Below are 20,561 nucleotides of genomic sequence, written 5' to 3'. Positions count from 1 at the left end.
CGGGAAATTACCGACTCACAACGGCGACAACTGCTCCATCGGCCAACGCGCCTGCACACTGATCGCCAGGCTCTCCTGCTGACCGGCCTGCAAACGCTGGCAACCGGCAAACGCGATCATCGCGCCGTTATCGGTACAGAACTCAGGACGGGCGTAAAACACATTCCCCTTCATCTCGCCGAGCATTTTTTCCAGCGACGCGCGCAGCGCCTTGTTGGCGCTCACACCACCAGCAATTACCAGACGCTTGAGTCCGGCCTGCTTCAAGGCTCGCTTGCATTTGATGGTCAGAGTTTCCACCACCGCCTGCTGGAAGGCGAGCGAGATGTCGCAACGGGTTTGTTCGCCGTCGTCCCCAGCGCTGACACATTGCTGCCAGGTATTCAGGGCGAAGGTTTTCAAGCCACTGAAACTGAAATCCAGCCCTGGACGATCGGTCATCGGCCGCGGGAAAACAAAGCGCCCGGCCACGCCTTGGGCGGCCAGGCGAGCGATTTCCGGACCGCCCGGATAATTCAGGCCGATCATCTTCGCCGTCTTGTCGAAGGCTTCACCGGCAGCATCATCCAGGGTTTCGCCCATCAGTTCGTATTGGCCGATGCCATCGACCCGCACCAACTGCGTATGACCACCGGAAACCAACAAAGCGACGAACGGAAATTCCGGCGGTTGTTCTTCCAGCATAGGGGCCAGCAAGTGCCCTTCCATGTGGTGCACACCCAGCGCCGGGATACCCCAGGCGAAGGCCAGCGCCTGGGCACAGGAAGCGCCCACCAGAAGGGCTCCGACCAGGCCCGGGCCAGCGGTATAGGCAATGGCGTCGATTTCGGTCGGCACACAGTCCGCCTCGGCCAGAACTTGGCGAATCAGCGGCAGCATGCGCTTGACATGGTCGCGAGAGGCCAGCTCCGGCACCACGCCACCATAAGCCCGATGCAGGTCGATCTGACTGAACAGCGCATCGGCCAGCAGGCCCCGCTCGCTGTCGTAAAGCGCGACGCCGGTTTCGTCGCAGGAAGTTTCTAATCCCAGTACTAGCATGGGTTTGCGCCTTGTAGAGGCTAAATTCGAAGGCGCGCATAATAGTCGCCACTCCCTCGGCCGACCAGCGGTTTTCGATCAGAGGCTTTGCATTCCGAGCGATGAGGGGTTAACATCCGCAACCCTTAAAAACCGACGACCTCAGCCGCGATTTTTGCGACGAGAACGTTGACCCCGGTAATGAATGAAGGTAGCTCTGGATGCCAGCCGTCAAAGTTAAAGAGAACGAACCCTTCGACGTAGCTCTGCGTCGTTTCAAGCGCTCCTGCGAAAAAGCCGGTGTTCTGGCTGAAGTTCGTAGCCGCGAATTTTACGAGAAGCCGACTTCCGAGCGTAAGCGCAAAGCAGCAGCTGCTGTTAAGCGTCACGCCAAGAAAGTTCAGCGCGAACAGCGCCGCGCCGTACGTCTGTACTAATACACAGACGTTCGCTGCAAGCTTCTGCCAAGCCCGGCCCTCAGCCGGGCTAATGGCATTTGCGGACAACGCTTGATGCTTCACCGTCAACGCCGCGCATGCGACCGAGACAATCCGCTTCACCACGTCAGACCTGGCTTCCTGCCAGCGGTGCACGTCTCTTCTGACGAGCCTTCCAAGGCTACTGACGAGCACACTTTATTCTGATTCCTCAACAGACTCAGTCCAAGGCGCCTTCTCCAGCGCCCGCTTATGAGCCATCCGAGACCTGTCGGACTCAGAGCAATATCTTCAAATAGTCGAAGACTGATTGAAACTAACGTCAGTGGACTTTCGGCAGATACACTTCCCGATAGCGATCAAGCCGACGACAGATGGTCGAACGCGCAGCCGTTGCGTCTCGAACAGCCCACTTTCGAAGCCTTCGCATTGGTCCAATTCTTTCGCGCAGTGATGACGAGAACGCCATGGCCGGGCTGATTCCCCAGAGCTTTATTGACGACCTTCTGAACCGCACCGACATCGTCGATGTTGTCAGCTCGCGCCTGCAGATGAAAAAGGCCGGCAAGAACTACACCGCCTGCTGCCCGTTCCACAAGGAAAAGACCCCCTCCTTCAGCGTCAGCCCCGACAAGCAGTTCTACTACTGCTTCGGCTGTGGCGCGGGCGGCAACGCCCTCGGTTTCATCATGGACCACGACAACCTGGACTTCCCCCAGGCAGTCGAGGAACTGGCCAAAGCCGCCGGCATGGAGATCCCGCGCGAGGAAAGCGGCCGCTCGCACAAGCCCCGGCAGCCGACCGACTCGCCGCTCTATCCGCTGCTGACCGCCGCCGCCGATTACTATCGCCAGGCCCTGAAAAGCCATCCGGCCCGCAAGGCCGCGGTCGATTACCTCAAGGGGCGCGGCCTGACCGGCGAGATCGCCCGCGACTTCGGCCTCGGTTTTGCACCGCCCGGCTGGGACAACCTGTTCAAGCACCTGAGCAGCGACACCCTGCAGCAGAAAGCCATGATCGACGCCGGCCTGCTGATCGAAAATGCTGAAACCGGCAAACGCTACGATCGCTTTCGCGACCGGGTGATGTTCCCGATCCGCGACAGCCGCGGTCGGATCATCGCCTTTGGTGGCCGGGTACTGGGCGACGACAAACCGAAGTACCTGAACTCGCCGGAAACGCCGGTTTTTCACAAGGGCCAGGAGCTTTACGGCCTGTTCGAAGCCCGCAAGAACAACCGCAACCTCGACGAAATCATCGTCGTCGAAGGCTACATGGACGTGATTGCCCTCGCCCAACAAGGCCTGCGTAACGCCGTTGCGACCCTGGGTACCGCCACCAGCGAAGAACACCTCAAGCGCCTGTTCCGTATCGTGCCCAGCGTCCTGTTCTGTTTCGACGGCGACCAGGCCGGGCGCAAGGCCGCCTGGCGCGCGCTGGAGGCGACCCTGTCCAGCCTGCAGGACGGTCGCCGGGCGCGTTTTCTGTTTCTTCCCGAAGGGGAAGACCCGGATACCCTGGTCCGCTCCGAAGGTACCGACGCCTTTCGCGCACGCATCAATCAACACGCTCAACCGCTGGCCGACTACTTCTTCCAGCAACTGACCGACGAAGCCGATCCACGCTCGCTCGAGGGCAAGGCCCACCTGGCCACCCTGGCTGCACCGTTGATCGACAAGGTCCCCGGAGCCAACCTGCGGACCCTGATGCGCCAGCGCCTCAGTGAAATTACCGGCCTCAACAACGAGACCGTCAACCAGTTGGTGCACAGCGCCCCACAAGAAGCGCCGCCGGCGTACGACGCCGGCATCGATTACGACGCCATGCCGGACTATGCCGACTACCACGAGCCGCAAGAAGCCTATGTGCCGCAGCAGGAATGGACGCCGAAGAAAAGCGGTGCCGGCGGCAAGAAGTGGGAGAACAAGCCGTGGGACAAAAAGGGCAAGCGCAATGGCGATCGCGATCAACCACGTGCCCCGCGCGTTCCGGCCGCCGTCGAACCTCCTACACTGTCAGCCCTTCGAACATTGCTGCATCACCCGCAACTGGCCGAGAAAGTTGAAGACGCCGGGCATTTCGCCGCCGACGACAACACCAATACCCAGTTGCTGGTCGCCCTGATCGAAGCCGTGCAGAAAAATCCTAAGCTACGCTCTATTCATCAACTGATGGCGCGTTGGCACGGTACCGAACAGGGCCGCCTGATCAAGGCGCTGGCAGAAAAGGAATGGTTGATTGAAGGCGATAACCTTGAACAACAGTTTTTCGACACCATTAAAAGCTTGTCCGCTCGCCAAAGTGAGCGTGCTTTGGAACAACTTCTCAGGAAATCGCGTCAAAGCGAATTGAGTGGCGAAGAAAAAATTCAGCTACTTGAGCTTTTAAAACGCAATGTTCCCGCATCAAACCCGACCTCAACTGGCGCGTGAGGTCATAGCTCGGGTATAATCCTCGGCTTGTTTTTTGCCCGCCAAGACCTTCAGTGGATAGGGTGTTATGTCCGGAAAAGCGCAACAGCAGTCTCGCCTCAAAGAGTTGATCAGCCGTGGTCGTGAGCAGGGTTACCTGACTTACGCGGAGGTCAACGACCACCTGCCGGAGGATATTTCAGATCCGGAACAGGTGGAAGACATCATCCGCATGATCAACGACATGGGGATCAACGTATTCGAGAGTGCTCCGGATGCGGATGCCCTTTTGTTGGCCGAAGCCGATACCGACGAAGCAGCAGCTGAAGAAGCCGCCGCAGCGTTGGCGGCAGTGGAAACCGACATTGGTCGCACTACCGACCCAGTGCGTATGTACATGCGCGAAATGGGTACGGTAGAGCTGCTCACACGTGAAGGCGAAATCGAAATCGCCAAGCGTATCGAAGAGGGCATCCGTGAAGTGATGGGCGCGATCGCGCACTTCCCTGGCACGGTTGAGCACATCCTCTCCGAATACACTCGCGTCACCACCGAAGGTGGTCGCCTGTCCGACGTCCTGAGCGGTTACATCGACCCGGACGACGGCATCGCGCCGCCTGCCGCCGAAGTACCACCGCCTGTCGATGCCAAGGCCGCGAAAGCGGACGACGACACCGACGACGATGACGCCGAAGCCAGTGACGACGAAGAAGAAGCCGAAAGCGGTCCGGATCCGGTCATCGCAGCCCAGCGCTTTGGCGCCGTTGCCGACCAGATGGAAATCACCCGCAAGGCGCTGAAAAAGCACGGTCGAGAACATAAGCAAGCCCTGGCTGAAATGCTGGCCCTGGCTGAACTGTTCATGCCGATCAAACTGGTTCCGAAGCAATTCGAAGGCCTGGTTGAACGCGTTCGTAGCGCCCTGGATCGCCTGCGTCAGCAAGAGCGCGCGATCATGCAACTCTGTGTTCGTGATGCTCGCATGCCACGCGCCGACTTCCTGCGCCAGTTCCCTGGCAATGAAGTGGACGAAAGCTGGTCCGACGCACTGGCCAAAGGCAAGGCCAAGTACGCCGAAGCCATCGGTCGCCTGCAACCGGACATCATCCGTTGCCAGCAGAAGCTGACCGCGCTCGAGACCGAGACCGGCCTGACGATCGCCGAGATCAAGGACATCAACCGTCGCATGTCGATCGGCGAGGCCAAGGCCCGTCGCGCGAAGAAAGAGATGGTCGAAGCCAACTTGCGTCTGGTGATCTCCATCGCCAAGAAGTACACCAACCGTGGCCTGCAGTTCCTCGACCTGATCCAGGAAGGCAACATCGGCTTGATGAAAGCGGTAGACAAGTTCGAATACCGTCGCGGCTACAAGTTCTCGACTTATGCCACCTGGTGGATCCGTCAGGCGATCACTCGCTCGATCGCCGACCAGGCACGCACCATCCGTATTCCGGTGCACATGATCGAGACGATCAACAAGCTCAACCGTATTTCCCGGCAGATGCTGCAGGAAATGGGTCGCGAACCGACCCCGGAAGAGCTGGGCGAACGCATGGAAATGCCTGAGGACAAGATCCGCAAGGTATTGAAGATCGCTAAAGAGCCGATCTCCATGGAAACCCCGATCGGTGATGACGAAGACTCCCATCTGGGTGACTTCATCGAAGACTCGACCATGCAGTCGCCAATCGATGTCGCCACCGTTGAGAGCCTCAAGGAAGCGACTCGCGAAGTACTCTCCGGCCTCACTGCCCGTGAAGCCAAGGTACTGCGCATGCGCTTCGGCATCGACATGAATACCGACCACACCCTCGAGGAAGTCGGTAAGCAGTTCGACGTTACCCGTGAGCGGATTCGCCAGATCGAAGCCAAGGCGCTGCGCAAGCTGCGCCACCCGACGAGAAGCGAGCACCTGCGCTCCTTCCTCGACGAGTAATACCAAGACCCCCAGCCCTGCTGGGGGTCTTGTTTTGTGCAGTTTAAAACTCCCCGCGCCTCACTCCCTCCGGATTGCCCGTCTACACTCGAAACATTCCCCGTGTCATAACGAGACCGTTATGCCCAGACTGCCGACCGTGCTGGTGCTGTCGCTGCTCGCCTGGACCGCAACGGCTGGCGCACTGACGCTCACCGATGAAGAACGTGGCTGGCTTTCCGCCCATCCGGAATTGCGCCTGGGCGTCGACGCTTCGTGGCCGCCCTTCGAATATCGCGATGAGGAAGGGCGCTACCAGGGCCTTGCGGCGGACTATATCCATCTGATCCAGGATCGCCTGGCGATCACGCTCAAGCTGATAGAACCCGCCAGCTGGAGCGAAGTGCTCGAAGCCGCGAAGAAGGGCAAGCTGGACCTGTTGCCAGGCATCATGTCGACCCCGGAGCGGCAAAACTATCTGGCCTTCACCCGTCCGTACCTAGACTTCCCCATCGTGATCCTGGCCCATAAAGGCGGCGCGCAACCTCGCAAGCTCCAAGACCTGTACGGCCTGAAGATCGCCGTCGTGGAGAATTACGCCCCCCATGAACTGCTGCGCACCCACCATCCCGACCTGAACCTGGTCGCCCTGCCCAATGTGAGTTCGGCCTTGCAGGCGCTGGCCCTCAATCAGGTCGATGCCGTGGTCGGCGACCTGGCTTCCAGTGTCTGGAGCCTGCGGCAGTTGAAGCTCGACGGGCTCTATGTCAGCGGCGAGACGCCCTACCGCTATCAGCTGGCCATGGGCGTCCCCCGCGACAGCAAGATACTGGTAGGCATTCTCGACAAGGTGCTGGCTGACATAAGCCCGGCAGAGGTCAACGAGATCCAGCAGCGCTGGGTGGGCAATGTGCTCGACCACCGTTCGTTCTGGTCGGACCTGCTGTTCTATGGTCTGCCAGGGCTGCTCCTGCTGTTTGCCATTCTGGCGGCAGTGATCCGCATCAATCGCCGGCTGAGCTCCGAGATCGCAAGGCGCGTGGCCCTGGAACAGGAGCTGCGCAGCAGCGAATACCATTACCGCGGCCTGGTCGAAAGCCTGTCGGCAATCGCCTGGGAAGCGCGCATCAGCGACTTCACCTACAGCTACGTGTCGCCCCATGCCGAGCAATTGCTGGGTTATCCCCTTTCGCACTGGCTGATTCCCGGGTTCTGGAGAAACATCATCCACCCCGCCGACCTGACGCGCGCCCAGCACTTCTGCGATCACGAAGTTCTGGCCGGGCGCGATCACAGCCTGGATTACCGAGTGATCACCGCCGATGGCCGCTGCCTGTGGGTTCGCGACATCGTCAGCCTGATCGAGCATGGACATGAACCGATCATGCGCGGCCTGATGATCGACATCAGCGAGACAAAACGCACCGAAGAGGCCCTGCAGCTCTCGGAACAGAAATTCGCCTCGGTCTTCCAACAGTGCCCGGACATCCTGGTCATTGCCCGCCTGTCGGATGGCTGCCTGCTGGAGGTCAACGAGGCGTTCGAAGAACAGATCGGCCTGAGTGCCTCGCAAGTCGTGGGCCAGACGGCCACCGAGCTGAATATCTGGGGTATTCAGGGCGTCGGCCCGGGGCTGCTGCAACGCTTGCAGGCCGGCAGTATCCGTAACCTGGAAATGCCCTTTCGGCGCAGCAACGGCCAGCTGTTCACCGGGCTGATCTCCGCCGAACCCTTCGACCTCGACACTACGCCCGCCCTGGTCGTGGTGGTTCGCGACATCAGCCAGTTGAAGGAAACCCAACAGCAGCTGCAAACCTCAGAAGAGAAGTTCGCCAAGGCTTTTCACGCCTCGCCGGACGGCCTGCTGCTAAGCCGCCAGCGCGACGGCTTGCTGATAGAGGTCAACGAAGGTTTCAGTCGTATCACCGGCTTCAATAGCGCCATGTCCGTCGACCGTTCCACGCTGGAGCTGGGCATCTGGGTCAACCTCAACGAGCGCCGGCAGATGCTCGACCTGATGCAGCGGGATGGCTTCGTGCGCGACTTCAGCTGCCATATTCGCCGCAATGACGGTCAGATCCGCCTCTGCGAGCTCTCGAGCCGGCCGCTGCCGATCGGCGACGAAGATTGCATGCTGACCATCGCCCGCGACATCACCGAGCGCCACCTGATGCAAGAGAAGCTGCAACAGGCCGCCACCGTGTTCGAGAGCACCGCTGAAGGCGTACTGATCACCGATACCCAGCAGCACATCAGCGCGGTCAATCGGGCATTCACCGAAATCACCGGCTACAGCGAAACCGAGGCCCTGGGCCACACTCCGCGCCTGCTGGCTTCCGGCCTGCATGACAGCGCCTTTTACGCCGCCATGTGGCACCAACTGACCGCCGAAGGTCATTGGCAAGGGGAAATCTGCAATCGGCGCAAAAATGGCGAGCTGTACCCCAGCTGGCTGACCATCAGCGCGGTGCGTAACAAAGACCGATTCATCACCCACTTCGTCGCGGTATTCGCCGATATTTCCAGCCTCAAGCACGCCCAGGCCAAGCTCGATTACCAGGCGCACCATGATCCGCTGACCGGCCTGCCGAACCGTACCCTGTTCGAAAGCCGCCTGCTGACTGCCCTCAACAACCAGCAGGAGAATGGTGGCCAGGGCGCCGTGCTGTTTCTCGACCTGGACCGCTTCAAGCACATCAACGACAGCCTCGGTCACCCGGTCGGCGACCTGCTGCTCAGGGGCATTGCCGTGCGCCTGAAAGAACAACTGCGGGATATCGATACCGTGGCCCGCCTGGGTGGCGACGAGTTCATCATCCTGCTACCCGGGCTGCAGCAGCCCAGCGATGCCGACCACATCGCCAACAAGCTGCTGAACTGCTTCACCGCGCCGTTCCAGGCCGGCGAGCACGAGTTCTTCATCAGTGCCAGCATCGGTACCAGCCTCTACCCCAAGGACGGTTGCGACGTGGCCACCCTGGTCAAGAATGCCGACGCTGCCATGTACCGCTCCAAGGCCAAGGGCCGCAACCGGGTCGAAAGCTATACCCGCGACCTGACTGCCCAGGCCAGCGAGCGCGTGGCCCTGGAACATGAACTGCGGCGGGCCATCGAACGCAACGAGCTGTATCTCTACTACCAACCCAAGATCAGGCTGGGCGACCAGGAGCTGGTGGGCGCCGAAGCCCTGATTCGCTGGCATCACCCGACCTTCGGCGATGTCCCACCCGAACACTTCATTCCCCTGGCCGAAGAGAACGGCATGATCCTGCAGATCGGCGACTGGGTGCTGGAACACGCCTGCCAACAGTTGCGCAAGTGGAACGAGCGCTACGACAGCTTCGGCCCGCTCTCGGTCAACCTCGCCGGCGCCCAGTTGCGCCAGCCGAACCTGCTGGGGCGGATTGAACAACTGCTGAAAGACAACCGCCTCAAACCCGGCTTCCTGCAACTGGAAATTACCGAGAACTTCATCATGAGCCAGGCCGAGGAAGCCCTGGCGGTCCTGCACCAGCTCAAGCGCCTGGGCGTCCAGCTGGCCATCGACGATTTCGGTACCGGCTACTCGTCCCTGAGCTACCTCAAGCGCCTGCCGCTGGATTTCCTGAAAATCGATCAATCTTTCGTCCGCGGCCTGCCCGACGACCCCCACGATGTGGCGATCGTGCGGGCCATCATTGCCCTGGGCCGCAGCATGCAATTCACCGTGATCGCCGAAGGCGTGGAAACCCATGACCAGCAGGTATTCCTCGGGAACGAAGGCTGCGAACAGATCCAGGGCTACGTCATCAGCCTGCCGCTGAGCGCCGACGAATTCGCCGCGACCTTTCTACGCCTTCCCGTTTCGGATTTTTCGGATAGCACAGCCGAGAAACCGTCGCTATAATCCGCGGCCTACTGAGGGCCTATAGCTCAGTCGGTTAGAGCAGAGGACTCATAATCCTTTGGTCCACGGTTCGAGTCCGTGTGGGCCCACCATCTTTGAAAGCCGCGCATTGCGCGGCTTTCGCGTATTCAACGCGCTGCAAATCCCTCCATTCGGCCGCCAGGCCGGCAAAACGCCCGATCGTTTTTTCCAAGAAATCAGCCCTACCGCACAACTATTAAAAACCGCGACGGTCATAACCGTTCGGAAGTCGTGCATGGCCTTTGTTTGGTCCTAGACTGCACTTCTATCAATGGGGGAGAGCCTGTCCTTTCCCCGGCGTGATGCACCACTTAAGCCACCCCATAATAATCAGAGTGGCCTGATGATTCGGACACAACACATGGAAGTAGTATCTACGGCGCCTTCGCCTGGCCGGGCAACGGGGTTTGCACGTTGCCGAAATATTCAGCAAGGCCCTGTTTTCATCATTGCATCCGGTAGTTCGGCAAAGGACTTCCCTATCGAAGCCTTCTCGAACATCCCGATGATCACCATGAACGGGGCCATCTCGATGTTCCGCGGGACCGGCATACAGCCCTTTTTTTATGCCTGCACCGACACCAGCTTCTCCCTCCAGCAACCCGAGCTCTTCACCCAGGCAATGGCTGTCAGTCAGCGTGTGGCGCTCTGGGAAGAACATGCCCGCACGATTCCGATCCAGCCTCGCGGCGAGCTGTTTCTGCTGAAGAAGGCGCCACGACAGACCTGGATGCAGCGATTGCTCAGGAGCAACCGCGATCTGGTTCGCCCTCCCCTGCTCTGGGGCAACAGGAACCGGACCATCGGCTTCAGCAAGAATCTCGAACTGGGTTTCTTCGACGCCCGCACGGTGGCTTATCTGGCACTGCAACTCGCCTATCACGCCGGCTTCAATACGGCGATCCTGGTGGGCGTCGACCTGAATCCTGCCCAAGGGCGTTTTTATGAAACGCCAGATACCTTCAAGTCGCCCTGCGGCCTGGACCAGCACCTGCAATCGCGGATCCTGCCATCCTTGAAACTGATGTCGGACAAGGTCATGGGCAAGGATTTCTCCGTCTACAACCTGTCCCCCACATCGAGCATCCCTACTTCGATCATTCCCAAGATCAGTCTCGACGAACTCGACAAGCTGGTTAATCGCTGAGCATTCCATGCTCGGACAGATTGTATTCGCCCACAAAAAAACCGCGACTTGCGCGGTTTTTCTGTAAGGCCAGGATCAGCCGTTATTCGGGCAATGCATAAGCGATCACATAGTCCCCACGGTCCGGCGACTGACGCGCGCCGCCCGCGGTCAGCAGGATGTACTGCCGGCCGGTCTTGGGCGAAACGTAGGTCATCGGCCCCGACTGGCTGCCCACCGGCAGGCGGGCTTTCCAGATTTCGTTGCCGTTGCCGGTATCGAAGGCGCGCAGGTAGAAGTCCTGGGTGCCGGCGAAGAACAACAGGCCGGACTGGGTCGCCAGGGACGCCCCCAGGGTCGGCATGCCGATCGGGATTGGCATGTGCATGCGAATGCCCAGGGGACCGGTGTCCTGCACGGTACCCACCGGCACCTGCCACACCAGCTTCCTGGTTTTCAGGTCGATGGCCGACATGGTGCCGAACGGTGGCTTCTGGCACGGAATACCGGCAGGCGAGAGGAAACGCTGGCGCATCGCCCCAAACGGCGTGCCGTCCTGGGGTACCACGCCCATTTCGATACCGCTGGCCCCGGCCGCGATCTGCGCCCGCGGGATCATGTAGTTGGCCAGGCCCAGGCGCATGTCGTTGACGAACATATAGTTGCTGTTCGGGTCCACCGACACGCTGCCCCAGTTCATGCCGCCCAGGGAGCCAGGGAACTGCAAGGCATGATCCAGGCCCGGCGGAGTGTAGACACCTTCATGGCGCATACCCTTGAACTGGATACGGCACATCAACTGGTCAAATGGCGTGGCGCCCCACATGTCCGACTCGCTCAGGGTCTGGTTGCCGATCGACGGCATCTCCACCGAGAACGGCTGGGTTGGCGAGTAGCGTTCGCCCGGCATATTGCCCTGCGGCACCGGACGCTCTTCCACCCGGGCGATAGGCACGCCGGTTTCGCGGTTGAGCAGGAAGATCTCACCCTGCTTGGTGACCTGCGCCAGCGCCGGCTGCACCCCGCCCTTGTCATCCGGCACGTCGTACAGCAGCGGCTGCGCCGGCAGGTCGAAGTCCCACAGGTCGTGGTGAGTGGTCTGGAAGTGCCAGCGCACCTGACCGGTCTTCACGTCCAGGGCGACGATGGACGAACTCCACTTGTCGTCGAACTCCGTGCGCTGGCCGGCGAAGAAGTCTGGCGTGGCGTTGCCGGTCGGCAGGTAGACCAGACCGAGCTTGGCGTCATAGGACATGGCCGACCAGACGTTCGGCGTACCGCGGGTGTAGGTCTCGCCCGCTGGTGGACGCTTGGTGGTGTTCGGGTTACCCGGGTCCCAGGCCCACACCAGTTCGCCGCTGCGCACGTCGAAGGCGCGGACCACGCCCGGCGGCTCGCCGATGGAATAGTTGTCCGCCACCCGGCCGCCGACGATGACCACATTGCCGGCCACCAGCGGGGTCGAAGTCTGCTGGTAGTAGCCAGGCTTCACTTCGCCCATGTCGGTTTTCAGGTCGACCGTGCCTTTGTCGCCGAAGTCTTCGCACGGCTTGCCGGTTTGCGCGTTGATCGCGATCAGGCGCGCATCGCCGGTCGGCAGGAACAAACGCTTGGTGCAGGCGGCCGGAGCGGCCGTTGCCTCGGCGCCAGGCTCGGCGGAAGCATCGAAATAACCCAAGCCACGGCACCGCTGCCAGTTAGGCGCCGAGCCTTGCGGATCGAACTTCCAGCGTTCGGCACCAGTGTCGGCGTCCAGGGCGAACACCTTGCCGTAGGCGGTGCAGGTATAGACCGTGTCACCGATCTGCAGCGGTGTGTTCTGGTCTTCGGCGCCCGCGCCGGTGCTTTGCGGAATATCGCCGGTGCGGAAAGTCCAGGCCACCTGCAACTGGTCGATGTTGCCCTTGTTGATCTGGTCCAGCGCGGCAAAACGATTGCCGGCGGTGGTGTTGCCCCAATGGGCCCAGTCTTTCTGCTCGGTACCTGGAGCCACAGGCTTGATCGCCGGCTCGCTGCTGGCCTTGACCACATGGGTCGGCACAAACATGTAGGCCAGGGTCGCCACGACACCAATGCCCAGCACGCCGGCCAGGCCATAAGCGCCACGCCCGGCGGTCGCGCCCGAAGCACGCACCAGGGTCGGGTAGATCAGCGCCACCACCAGGCCGATAACAGCGAAGGTCAGCACCCGCGAAACCAGCGGCCAGTACTCCAGCCCGGCATCCCAGACCGCCCAGATCGCCGTGAGCACCAGCGCCCCCCCATACAGCCAGGCGCCAAGCGGGTTACGCCGGGCGATCAGCAGCCCGGAAACGATCATCGCCAGGCCCATCAGCAGGAAGAACCAGCTGCCGCCCAGACTGACCAGGTACCCGCCCCCGCCGGCCAGCCCCAGGCCGATCAATGCGATCAGCAAACCCAGCGCCCCCAGCAGCCATTTGCTGCCGGTGGCAGCCCCAGAATTATTCATGTCGGAAATTTCTCCCATTCTTCACGTGGCGCAAGAATGTACTAACCAGTTACTTATGACAACTTGTCGCAGGCAATTCGTGGCAAAAAATGTCATCCGCGCTGTTGAGCCTGGCCGTCACAACAGGGCCGGCAGCCAATACAACTGACGCCATGCCGCAAGCATCGCCTGGAGCGAGCCTGTAACATGCTCGGCCACCGTTGCCCGCGCCGGAGTTCACCTTGTCTGACAGCCGCCCTCCCGTCCTCGACGAAATCGACCGCCAACTGATCGCGGCCCTGCAGATCAATGCCCGCGAAAGCGTGGCCATGCTCGCCCGGCAACTGGGGATCGCCCGTACCACCGTGACCTCGCGCCTGGCGCGGCTGGAAAAGGCGCGGGTGATTACCGGTTATGGCGTGCGCCTGGGTCAGCGGGTCATCGATGGCGGCTTGCAGGCCTACGTCGGGATCAAGGTGCAGCCGCGTTCCGGCAAGGAGGTCCTGCGGCGCCTGAGCGCCATGGCCCAGGTCCAGCAGCTCTGCGCGGTCAGTGGGGAATTCGACTATGTCGCCTGGCTGCGCACCGATTCGCCGGAACAGCTGGACCAGTTGCTCGACCAGATCGGCAGCGTCGACGGTGTGGAAAAGACCACCACCTCGATCATTCTCAGCAGCAAGATCGACCGTGGGCAGCCCGTCTGAAGGTTTTTCCAGGCACGGTAACCCGCTGTTTTGCGAGCGCTTCGCGTTCGATCGCAGCCTTCGGCAACGGCTACAGAGAATCTTTCGTCAGTTAGTTAAAAAACATCGTCAGATTGAAATAAGATCATCCAAAACGACGACACTTTGCGTCTTATTAACGTGCGCAACGCTCCCTAGAATGGCTGCCATCTTTTCCTATACTCAGCGCTCTGCTCGAGTCGCCAGCAAGGTCAGCCATGAACAAGAACAATCGCCATCCTGCAGACGGTAAGAAACCCATCACCATTTTCGGCCCGGACTTCCCGTTCGCCTTCGACGACTGGATCGAGCACCCCGCCGGCCTGGGCAGCATCCCCGAAGCCAACCATGGCGCCGAAGTGGCGATTGTCGGGGCCGGTATCGCCGGGCTGGTGGCGGCCTACGAGCTGATGAAGCTGGGCCTCAAGCCCGTGGTGTACGAAGCCTCGAAAATGGGCGGCCGGCTGCGTTCCCAGGCGTTCGAAGGCGCCGAAGGGATCATTGCCGAACTGGGCGGCATGCGCTTTCCGGTGTCCTCCACGGCCTTCTATCACTACGTCGACAAGCTGGGTCTGGAGACCAAGCCCTTTCCCAACCCGCTGACCCCGGCTTCCGGCAGCACGGTGATCGACCTCGAAGGCCAGACTCACTACGCGCAGAAGCTCGCCGACCTGCCGGCGCTGTTCCAGGAAGTAGCCGACGCCTGGGCCGATGCCCTGGAAGACGGTTCGCGCTTCGGCGAAATCCAGCAGGCCATTCGCGACCGCGACGTGCCGCGCCTCAAGGAACTGTGGAACACCCTGGTGCCGCTGTGGGACGACCGCACCTTCTATGACTTCGTCGCCACCTCGAAGGCCTTCGCCAAGCTGTCGTTCCATCACCGCGAAGTGTTCGGCCAGGTCGGTTTCGGCACCGGCGGCTGGGATTCGGACTTCCCCAATTCGATGCTAGAAATCTTCCGTGTGGTGATGACCAACTGCGACGATCACCAGCACCTGGTGGTCGGCGGTGTCGAGCAGGTGCCACTGGGCATCTGGCGCCATGTGCCGGAGCGCTGCGCCCACTGGCCGCAAGGCACCAGCCTCAGCTCGCTGCACCATGGCGCGCCGCGTCCCGGGGTGAAACGCATCGCCCGTGCCGCCGATGGCCGCTTCAGCGTCACCGACAACTGGGGCGATACCCGCGAATACGCAGCAGTGCTGACCACCTGCCAGAGCTGGCTGCTGACCACCCAGATCGAATGCGAAGAATCGCTGTTCTCGCAGAAGATGTGGATGGCCCTGGACCGCACCCGCTACATGCAATCGTCGAAGACCTTCGTCATGGTCGACCGGCCGTTCTGGAAGGACAAGGATCCGGAAACCGGTCGCGACCTGATGAGCATGACCCTCACCGACCGCCTGACTCGCGGCACCTACCTGTTCGATAACGGCGACAACAAGCCGGGGGTCATCTGCCTGTCCTATTCGTGGATGAGCGACGCCCTGAAGATGCTGCCGCACCCAGTGGAAAAACGGGTCAAGCTGGCCCTCGATGCGCTGAAGAAGATCTACCCGAAAGTCGATATCGCCGGGCGCATCATCGGCGATCCGATCACTGTCTCCTGGGAGGCCGATCCGCACTTCCTCGGCGCGTTCAAGGGCGCGCTGCCCGGCCACTACCGCTATAACCAGCGCATGTACGCGCACTTCATGCAGGACGACCTGCCCGCCGAGCAGCGCGGTATCTTCATTGCCGGCGACGATGTGTCCTGGACTCCGGCCTGGGTCGAGGGCGCGGTACAGACCTCGCTCAACGCGGTCTGGGGCATCATGAAGCACTTCGGCGGGCAGACCCACGCCGAAAACCCGGGACCGGGCGACGTGTTCCACGAAATCGGCCCCATCGCCCTGGCCGACTGAACCTGTAGCCGCTGCCGCAGGCTGCGATCGAGCGCAACGCTCGTGGCCTTTGAGCAGCCCGCGGCAACGGCTACAGTGACAGTCCAGCGCACAGAGGAGTCATCGCCATGCGTGTAGCGCTTTATCAATGTGCCCCACAACCGCTGGATGTCGCCGGCAACCTGCAACGCCTGCAGAAAGTCGCCGTGGAAGCTTCCGGCGCCGACATGCTGGTGCTGCCGGAGATGTTCTTGAGCGGCTACAACATCGGTGTCGAGGCGGTGGGCGCCCTGGCCGAGGCCCAGGATGGCCCATCGGCACAATACATCGCCAATGTCGCCCAGTCGGCGGGCATCGCGATCCTGTATGGCTACCCGGAACGCGCCGACGACGGCCAGATCTACAACGCCGTGCAACTGATCGACCGCAACGGCCAACGCCTGTGCAATTACCGCAAGACCCACCTGTTCGGCGATCTCGACCGCTCGATGTTCAGCGCAGGTCCAGACGATTTCCCCCTGGTGGAACTCAACGGCTGGAAGCTCGGTTTCCTGATCTGCTACGACATCGAGTTCCCGGAGAACGCCAGGCGCCTGGCGCTGGCCGGGGCCGAGCTGATTCTGGTACCCACCGCCAACATGCTGCCCTACGACTTCATCGCCGATGTCACCGTGCGTTCGCGTGCCTTCGAAAACCAATGTTATGTGGCTTACGCCAACTACTGCGGCCACGAAGACGAGATCCACTACTGTGGCCAGAGCAGCATCGCCGCCCCCGACGGCCAGCGGATTGCCCTCGCAGGGCTGGATGAAGCCCTGATAACCGGCACGCTGGACCGTCAGTTGATGCTCGATTCCCGCGCCGCCAACCGCTACTTCCATGACCGTCGCCCGGAGCTTTACGACGACCTGAACAAGCGCTGATCCGGGGTTATCCGCTAGCATGGGCGCTTCACTGTTCTGGAAGTGCTCATGCCCGCGCTGAACCACCCTCTGCCTCATCGGGAAACCCTGGCCAACGGCCTGCGGGTTTCACTGCACCACGTCCCTCGATTGAAACGCTGCGCGGCGACCCTGCGGGTCTCGGCCGGCAGTCACGACGTACCGCTGGCCTGGCCCGGGCTGGCGCACTTTCTCGAACACCTGCTGTTTCTCGGCACCGAGCGTTTTCCCGCGCAACAGGGCCTGATGGCCTATGTGCAACGCCACGGCGGCCAGGTGAACGCCAGCACCGGCGAACGCCACACCGACTTCTTCTTCGAACTGCCCCCCGCGGATTTCGCCGGCGGGCTGGAGCGCCTGGCCGACATGCTCACCCACCCGCGCATGAGCCAGGAAGACCAGTTGCGCGAGCGCGAGGTGCTGCACGCGGAGTTCATCGCCTGGTCGCGGGATGCCGCGGCGCAACGGCAATTGGCCTTGCTCGACGGCCTGTCCGCGGAGCATCCCCTGCGGGCGTTCCACGCCGGCAATCGCTACAGCCTCAACGTGCCGCGCCCGGCGTTTCAACAGGCGTTGCAGGCCTTCTATCAGGCTCACTACCACAGCGGGCAAATGTCCCTGAGCCTGGCCGGCCCCCAATCCCTGGAAGAGCTGAAAGCCCTGGCCCAGGGTTTTGGCGCCGTCCTCGCCGTCGGTAAAGCGCAACCGCAAGCAGCCCCGGTGCCCTTGCTGACGTCTGCACAGCAGCATTATCAGCAGCTCGACGGACGCCACCTGAACCTGCTGTTCGCCTGCGAGCAACTGCCCACGGCCGCCCGCGAAGCGCTGGATTTTCTCTGCACCTGGCTGGCCTGCGGCAAATCCGGCGGGCTGCTGGCCACGCTCAAGGAGCGCAAGCTGGTCGAAGGGTTGAAGGCCGCGCCGCTGTATCAGTTTGCCGGCCAGGCGCTGCTGCATATCCAGTTCGACTTGACCGAGCAAGGCGCCCAACAGCCGGAGCAAGTGAGTGAGTTGTTCTTCGATTGGCTGGCGTTTTTCAGCAACCAGGACGACTGGCCGGCATTGCGCGACGAATACGCCCTGCTGCAACAGCGCCAACGCCAGGTCGCCAGCGCACTGGCGTTGGCAAGACTGAATAACGAGCAGTTGGAACCGCAGCTGTCCGACCGCGGCGTCACGGCCCTCAAAGCCCTGCTGTCGCAACTTCAAGCCCCGTCGGCAGCCAGCGGCATCGGCTGGCAACTGCCTGCGTCCAATCCGTTCCTGCGCAGCTCGGCGCCAACCGCCCGGGCCGGCCTGATTCGCGGGCAAACCAGCGCCCACCGCGGCTTGCGCACCTTCGCCCAGGATCGCTTGCGACAGCGTCGCGAATCCTCGGCGATGACCTTCAGCCAAGCCATCGCCGACGACGCTGGCGAGGCGGCCCTGTACTTGCGCTGGCGCCTGCAAAGCGTGTTGCCGCAGGAGCTGCGCAGCCGCTTGCAAAACCACCTGCGCAACCTGCGGGACGACGGACTTCAGGCGGGCGTCGAGCTGTCCTTCGGTGTCTCGGGTAACCAGTGTTTGCTGACACTGAAGGGACTTCCCGAACCGATGCCGGCCATGCTCCAGCAGGCTCTGCTGGAACTGAGCGAACCCAGCGCGGCGTTCTGGCAAATCCCCCCAACTGCTCCCGCGCCGCTGTTGCCGATCCGCCAATTGCTCCAGGAACTGCCCGAGCGCTGCCTGGACATACCCGCCAGCGAGGAGCCGCATCCACTGGACGAACAAGGCTGGCAAACGCTGTGGGAGGGCGCCCGCTGGGACGGCCTGGCCATCGGCCTGGGCCATGCCCAAAGCGCGATCGGCGCGGCATTGAGCAAAGCCCCGGGCACCGCCGACAGCCAGCTGTCAGCGCCACTCTCTATAGCCGCGCAGCAGCACTGGCATGAGGTCGCAACCGGCTCCGGCGAGCAGGCCCTGCTGCTGTTTTGCCCGGCAGCGGACACCACCCTTCAGCAGGAAGCCAGCTGGCGGCTGCTGGGGCAGCTTGGCCAGATGCCGTTCTATCAGCGCCTGCGGGTCGAGTTGCAACTGGGCTATGCGGTGTTCAGCGGTGTGCGGCAGATCAATGGCCAGACCGGCCTGCTGTTCGGCGTGCAGTCTCCTAGCGCGTCACTGAGCGAGATCCTCGAGCATATCCGGGCGTTCCTGGCGCAGTTGCCCGAGTTGATCGCGGCACTGGATGACGCCTCCCTGGACGACTTGAAAGCTAACCTGGCCGCCCAGTTCGATGCCCGTGCATTGCCCGTGGCACAACTGGCCGAGCTGCTCTGGCAGGGCCGACTGGCCGGCCATCCGTCGGATTACCTGGAGCAATTGCAACAGGAAATCATGGCGGCGTCCCGAGCGCAGCTGTTGCTTGCGGCCGAACAGTTGCAGCAGGCGCAAGGCGGCTGGCTCTGCCTGGCCAGCGGTGCCTGCCCGGGCTAACCCTGGCAAGCGGGAAAATGATCGTTACCCTGGCTGCAACGAGCTTTCTTCAACAATTGCAGTCATTCCCCGGGGGGAATTTAGTAAGATAGCCCCCTAAGCATCTGAACATCTCCGGTTGGAGGTGGACTATATGTATAGATCTCAACCGTCCCACCCACCTGAAGGAGCACCTCTATGTCCTGGTCCAAACCGGCTTACACCGACCTGCGTATCGGCTTTGAAGTCACCATGTACTTCGCCAGCCGTTGATTGCTCGCGCAGTGCAACGCCTCGGCTCGCCGGGGCGTTTTTATTTTCAGCCTTAACCTGATGGAGCGGCCATGTTTGTCCAGATTCTAGGTTCCGCCGCCGGTGGCGGTTTTCCGCAGTGGAACTGCAACTGCGCGAACTGCGCGGGCTTTCGCGACGGCAGCCTGCGGGCAAAGGCTCGCACCCAATCGTCGATCGCCATTTCCGATGACGGCGTGAACTGGGTCCTGTGCAACGCCTCGCCGGACATCCGCGCCCAGCTCCAGGGCTTCGCCCCGATGCAACCGGGCCGCGCCCTGCGCGACACCGGGATCAGCGCAATCATCCTGATGGACAGCCAGATCGACCACACCACCGGCCTGCTCAGCCTGCGCGAAGGCTGCCCGCATCAGGTCTGGTGCACCGACATGGTCCACGAAGACCTCAGCAGCGGTTTCCCGCTGTTCACCATGCTCACCCACTGGAACGGCGGGCTGGACTGGAACCGCATCGAGCTCGAACGGAGCTTCACCATCCCGGCCTGCCCGAACCTGCGCTTCAGCCCGCTGCCGCTGCGCAGCGCCGCGCCGCCCTATTCGCCCCATCGCTTCGACCCGCACCCGGGCGATAACATCGGCCTGATCGTCGAAGACCTGCGCACCGGCGGCAAGCTGTTCTACGCCCCGGGGCTGGGCAAGGTCGACGCGGCGTTGCTGGAAATCATGAGCGGCAGCGATTGCCTGCTGGTGGACGGCACCCTGTGGGAAGACGACGAGATGCAGCGTCGCGGCGTCGGCACCCGGACCGGGCGGGAAATGGGCCACCTGGCGCAGAACGGCCCTGGCGGCATGCTGGAAGTGCTGGAGCAGTTGCCAGAGCAGCGCAAGATTCTTATCCACATCAACAACACCAACCCGATCCTCGACGAGGATTCCGCCGAACGCGCGGAGCTGGCGCGGCGTAACGTTGAAGTGGCTTACGACGGCATGAGTATCGAGCTGTAATTGCCGGGACCGCTTCGCGGTCTATCGCGAGCAAGCTCGCTCCTAC

The 20,561-nt window shown here is 61.9% G+C and carries 13 protein-coding genes and 1 tRNA gene; 12 read left to right on the top strand and 2 right to left on the bottom strand.

Annotated elements, in window-relative coordinates; all coding sequences use genetic code 11:
- Positions 1-15: 15 nt before the first annotated feature.
- Positions 16-1,041, bottom strand: a complete 1,026-nt coding sequence (gene tsaD, locus AC07Y9_RS17220) for a tRNA (adenosine(37)-N6)-threonylcarbamoyltransferase complex transferase subunit TsaD (RefSeq protein ID WP_009045890.1) — start codon at positions 1,039-1,041, stop codon at positions 16-18.
- A gap of 200 nt (positions 1,042-1,241) precedes the next feature.
- Here tsaD and rpsU point away from each other — a divergent pair, with 200 nt between their 5' ends.
- The 6 genes from rpsU to AC07Y9_RS17190 all read left to right on the top strand — a co-directional run bounded on the left by rpsU (position 1,242) and on the right by AC07Y9_RS17190 (position 10,837).
- Complete coding sequence (rpsU, locus tag AC07Y9_RS17215; RefSeq protein ID WP_002551877.1) at positions 1,242-1,457, top strand: 30S ribosomal protein S21; 216 nt, start codon at positions 1,242-1,244, stop codon at positions 1,455-1,457.
- A 467-nt stretch (positions 1,458-1,924) separates the two neighbouring features.
- Entirely contained in the window at positions 1,925-3,889 is a 1,965-nt protein-coding gene (gene dnaG / locus AC07Y9_RS17210) for a DNA primase (RefSeq protein WP_009045891.1), read from the top strand.
- Between the two features lie 67 nt (positions 3,890-3,956).
- Positions 3,957-5,804: an RNA polymerase sigma factor RpoD gene (gene rpoD / locus AC07Y9_RS17205; protein WP_007926106.1), complete on the top strand. Its 1,848-nt coding sequence runs from the start codon at positions 3,957-3,959 to the stop codon at positions 5,802-5,804.
- A gap of 121 nt (positions 5,805-5,925) precedes the next feature.
- On the top strand, positions 5,926-9,669 hold the full coding sequence (locus tag AC07Y9_RS17200) for a bifunctional diguanylate cyclase/phosphodiesterase (protein ID WP_102679176.1): 3,744 nt from the start codon (positions 5,926-5,928) through the stop codon (positions 9,667-9,669).
- Positions 9,670-9,684: 15 nt separating this feature from the next.
- A tRNA-Ile gene (locus AC07Y9_RS17195) sits at positions 9,685-9,761 on the top strand.
- 290 nt (positions 9,762-10,051) lie between these two features.
- Positions 10,052-10,837, top strand: coding sequence for a WaaZ-like lipopolysaccharide core biosynthesis protein (locus tag AC07Y9_RS17190; protein WP_256580896.1), 786 nt, complete (start codon positions 10,052-10,054; stop codon positions 10,835-10,837).
- 82 nt (positions 10,838-10,919) lie between these two features.
- On the opposite strand, the gene AC07Y9_RS17185 is transcribed toward AC07Y9_RS17190, so the two are convergent.
- Entirely contained in the window at positions 10,920-13,286 is a 2,367-nt protein-coding gene (locus AC07Y9_RS17185; protein ID WP_102679174.1) for a glucose/quinate/shikimate family membrane-bound PQQ-dependent dehydrogenase, read from the bottom strand.
- Between the two features lie 221 nt (positions 13,287-13,507).
- On the opposite strand from AC07Y9_RS17185, the gene AC07Y9_RS17180 reads away from it, so the two are divergent.
- The 6 genes from AC07Y9_RS17180 to pqqB all read left to right on the top strand — a co-directional run bounded on the left by AC07Y9_RS17180 (position 13,508) and on the right by pqqB (position 20,515).
- The gene (locus AC07Y9_RS17180; RefSeq protein WP_007926099.1) at positions 13,508-13,969 is read left to right on the top strand and encodes an Lrp/AsnC family transcriptional regulator; all 462 of its coding nucleotides are present in this window, start codon (positions 13,508-13,510) and stop codon (positions 13,967-13,969) included.
- A gap of 236 nt (positions 13,970-14,205) precedes the next feature.
- Complete coding sequence (locus AC07Y9_RS17175) at positions 14,206-15,888, top strand: flavin monoamine oxidase family protein (protein WP_102679173.1); 1,683 nt, start codon at positions 14,206-14,208, stop codon at positions 15,886-15,888.
- Positions 15,889-15,995: 107 nt separating this feature from the next.
- The gene (locus tag AC07Y9_RS17170; RefSeq protein ID WP_102679172.1) at positions 15,996-16,790 is read left to right on the top strand and encodes a carbon-nitrogen hydrolase family protein; all 795 of its coding nucleotides are present in this window, start codon (positions 15,996-15,998) and stop codon (positions 16,788-16,790) included.
- Between the two features lie 48 nt (positions 16,791-16,838).
- Positions 16,839-19,280, top strand: coding sequence for a pyrroloquinoline quinone biosynthesis protein PqqF (gene pqqF / locus AC07Y9_RS17165; RefSeq protein ID WP_102679171.1), 2,442 nt, complete (start codon positions 16,839-16,841; stop codon positions 19,278-19,280).
- A 177-nt stretch (positions 19,281-19,457) separates the two neighbouring features.
- On the top strand, positions 19,458-19,532 hold the full coding sequence (pqqA, locus tag AC07Y9_RS17160) for a pyrroloquinoline quinone precursor peptide PqqA (protein ID WP_009045898.1): 75 nt from the start codon (positions 19,458-19,460) through the stop codon (positions 19,530-19,532).
- Positions 19,533-19,603: 71 nt separating this feature from the next.
- On the top strand, positions 19,604-20,515 hold the full coding sequence (gene pqqB / locus AC07Y9_RS17155; protein WP_102679170.1) for a pyrroloquinoline quinone biosynthesis protein PqqB: 912 nt from the start codon (positions 19,604-19,606) through the stop codon (positions 20,513-20,515).
- Positions 20,516-20,561 lie beyond the last annotated feature (46 nt).

Source organism: Pseudomonas sp. GW456-L12 (assembly GCF_059424045.1).
Note: the sequence above shows the minus strand (reverse complement) of the source record. Positions and strands in the feature narration are given on the sequence as shown.

What these genes read in the sequence shown, in the direction of transcription:
- AC07Y9_RS17175 (WP_102679173.1), top strand. Translation starts at nt 14,206, where the DNA reads ATGAACAAGAACAATCGCCATCCTGCAGACGGTAAGAAACCCATCACC.
- dnaG (WP_009045891.1), top strand. Translation starts at nt 1,925, where the DNA reads ATGGCCGGGCTGATTCCCCAGAGCTTTATTGACGACCTTCTGAACCGC.
- rpoD (WP_007926106.1), top strand. Translation starts at nt 3,957, where the DNA reads ATGTCCGGAAAAGCGCAACAGCAGTCTCGCCTCAAAGAGTTGATCAGC.
- AC07Y9_RS17170 (WP_102679172.1), top strand. Translation starts at nt 15,996, where the DNA reads ATGCGTGTAGCGCTTTATCAATGTGCCCCACAACCGCTGGATGTCGCC.
- AC07Y9_RS17185 (WP_102679174.1), bottom strand. Translation starts at nt 13,286, where the DNA reads ATGAATAATTCTGGGGCTGCCACCGGCAGCAAATGGCTGCTGGGGGCG.
- pqqB (WP_102679170.1), top strand. Translation starts at nt 19,604, where the DNA reads ATGTTTGTCCAGATTCTAGGTTCCGCCGCCGGTGGCGGTTTTCCGCAG.
- pqqF (WP_102679171.1), top strand. Translation starts at nt 16,839, where the DNA reads ATGCCCGCGCTGAACCACCCTCTGCCTCATCGGGAAACCCTGGCCAAC.
- AC07Y9_RS17200 (WP_102679176.1), top strand. Translation starts at nt 5,926, where the DNA reads ATGCCCAGACTGCCGACCGTGCTGGTGCTGTCGCTGCTCGCCTGGACC.
- AC07Y9_RS17190 (WP_256580896.1), top strand. Translation starts at nt 10,052, where the DNA reads ATGGAAGTAGTATCTACGGCGCCTTCGCCTGGCCGGGCAACGGGGTTT.
- tsaD (WP_009045890.1), bottom strand. Translation starts at nt 1,041, where the DNA reads ATGCTAGTACTGGGATTAGAAACTTCCTGCGACGAAACCGGCGTCGCG.
- rpsU (WP_002551877.1), top strand. Translation starts at nt 1,242, where the DNA reads ATGCCAGCCGTCAAAGTTAAAGAGAACGAACCCTTCGACGTAGCTCTG.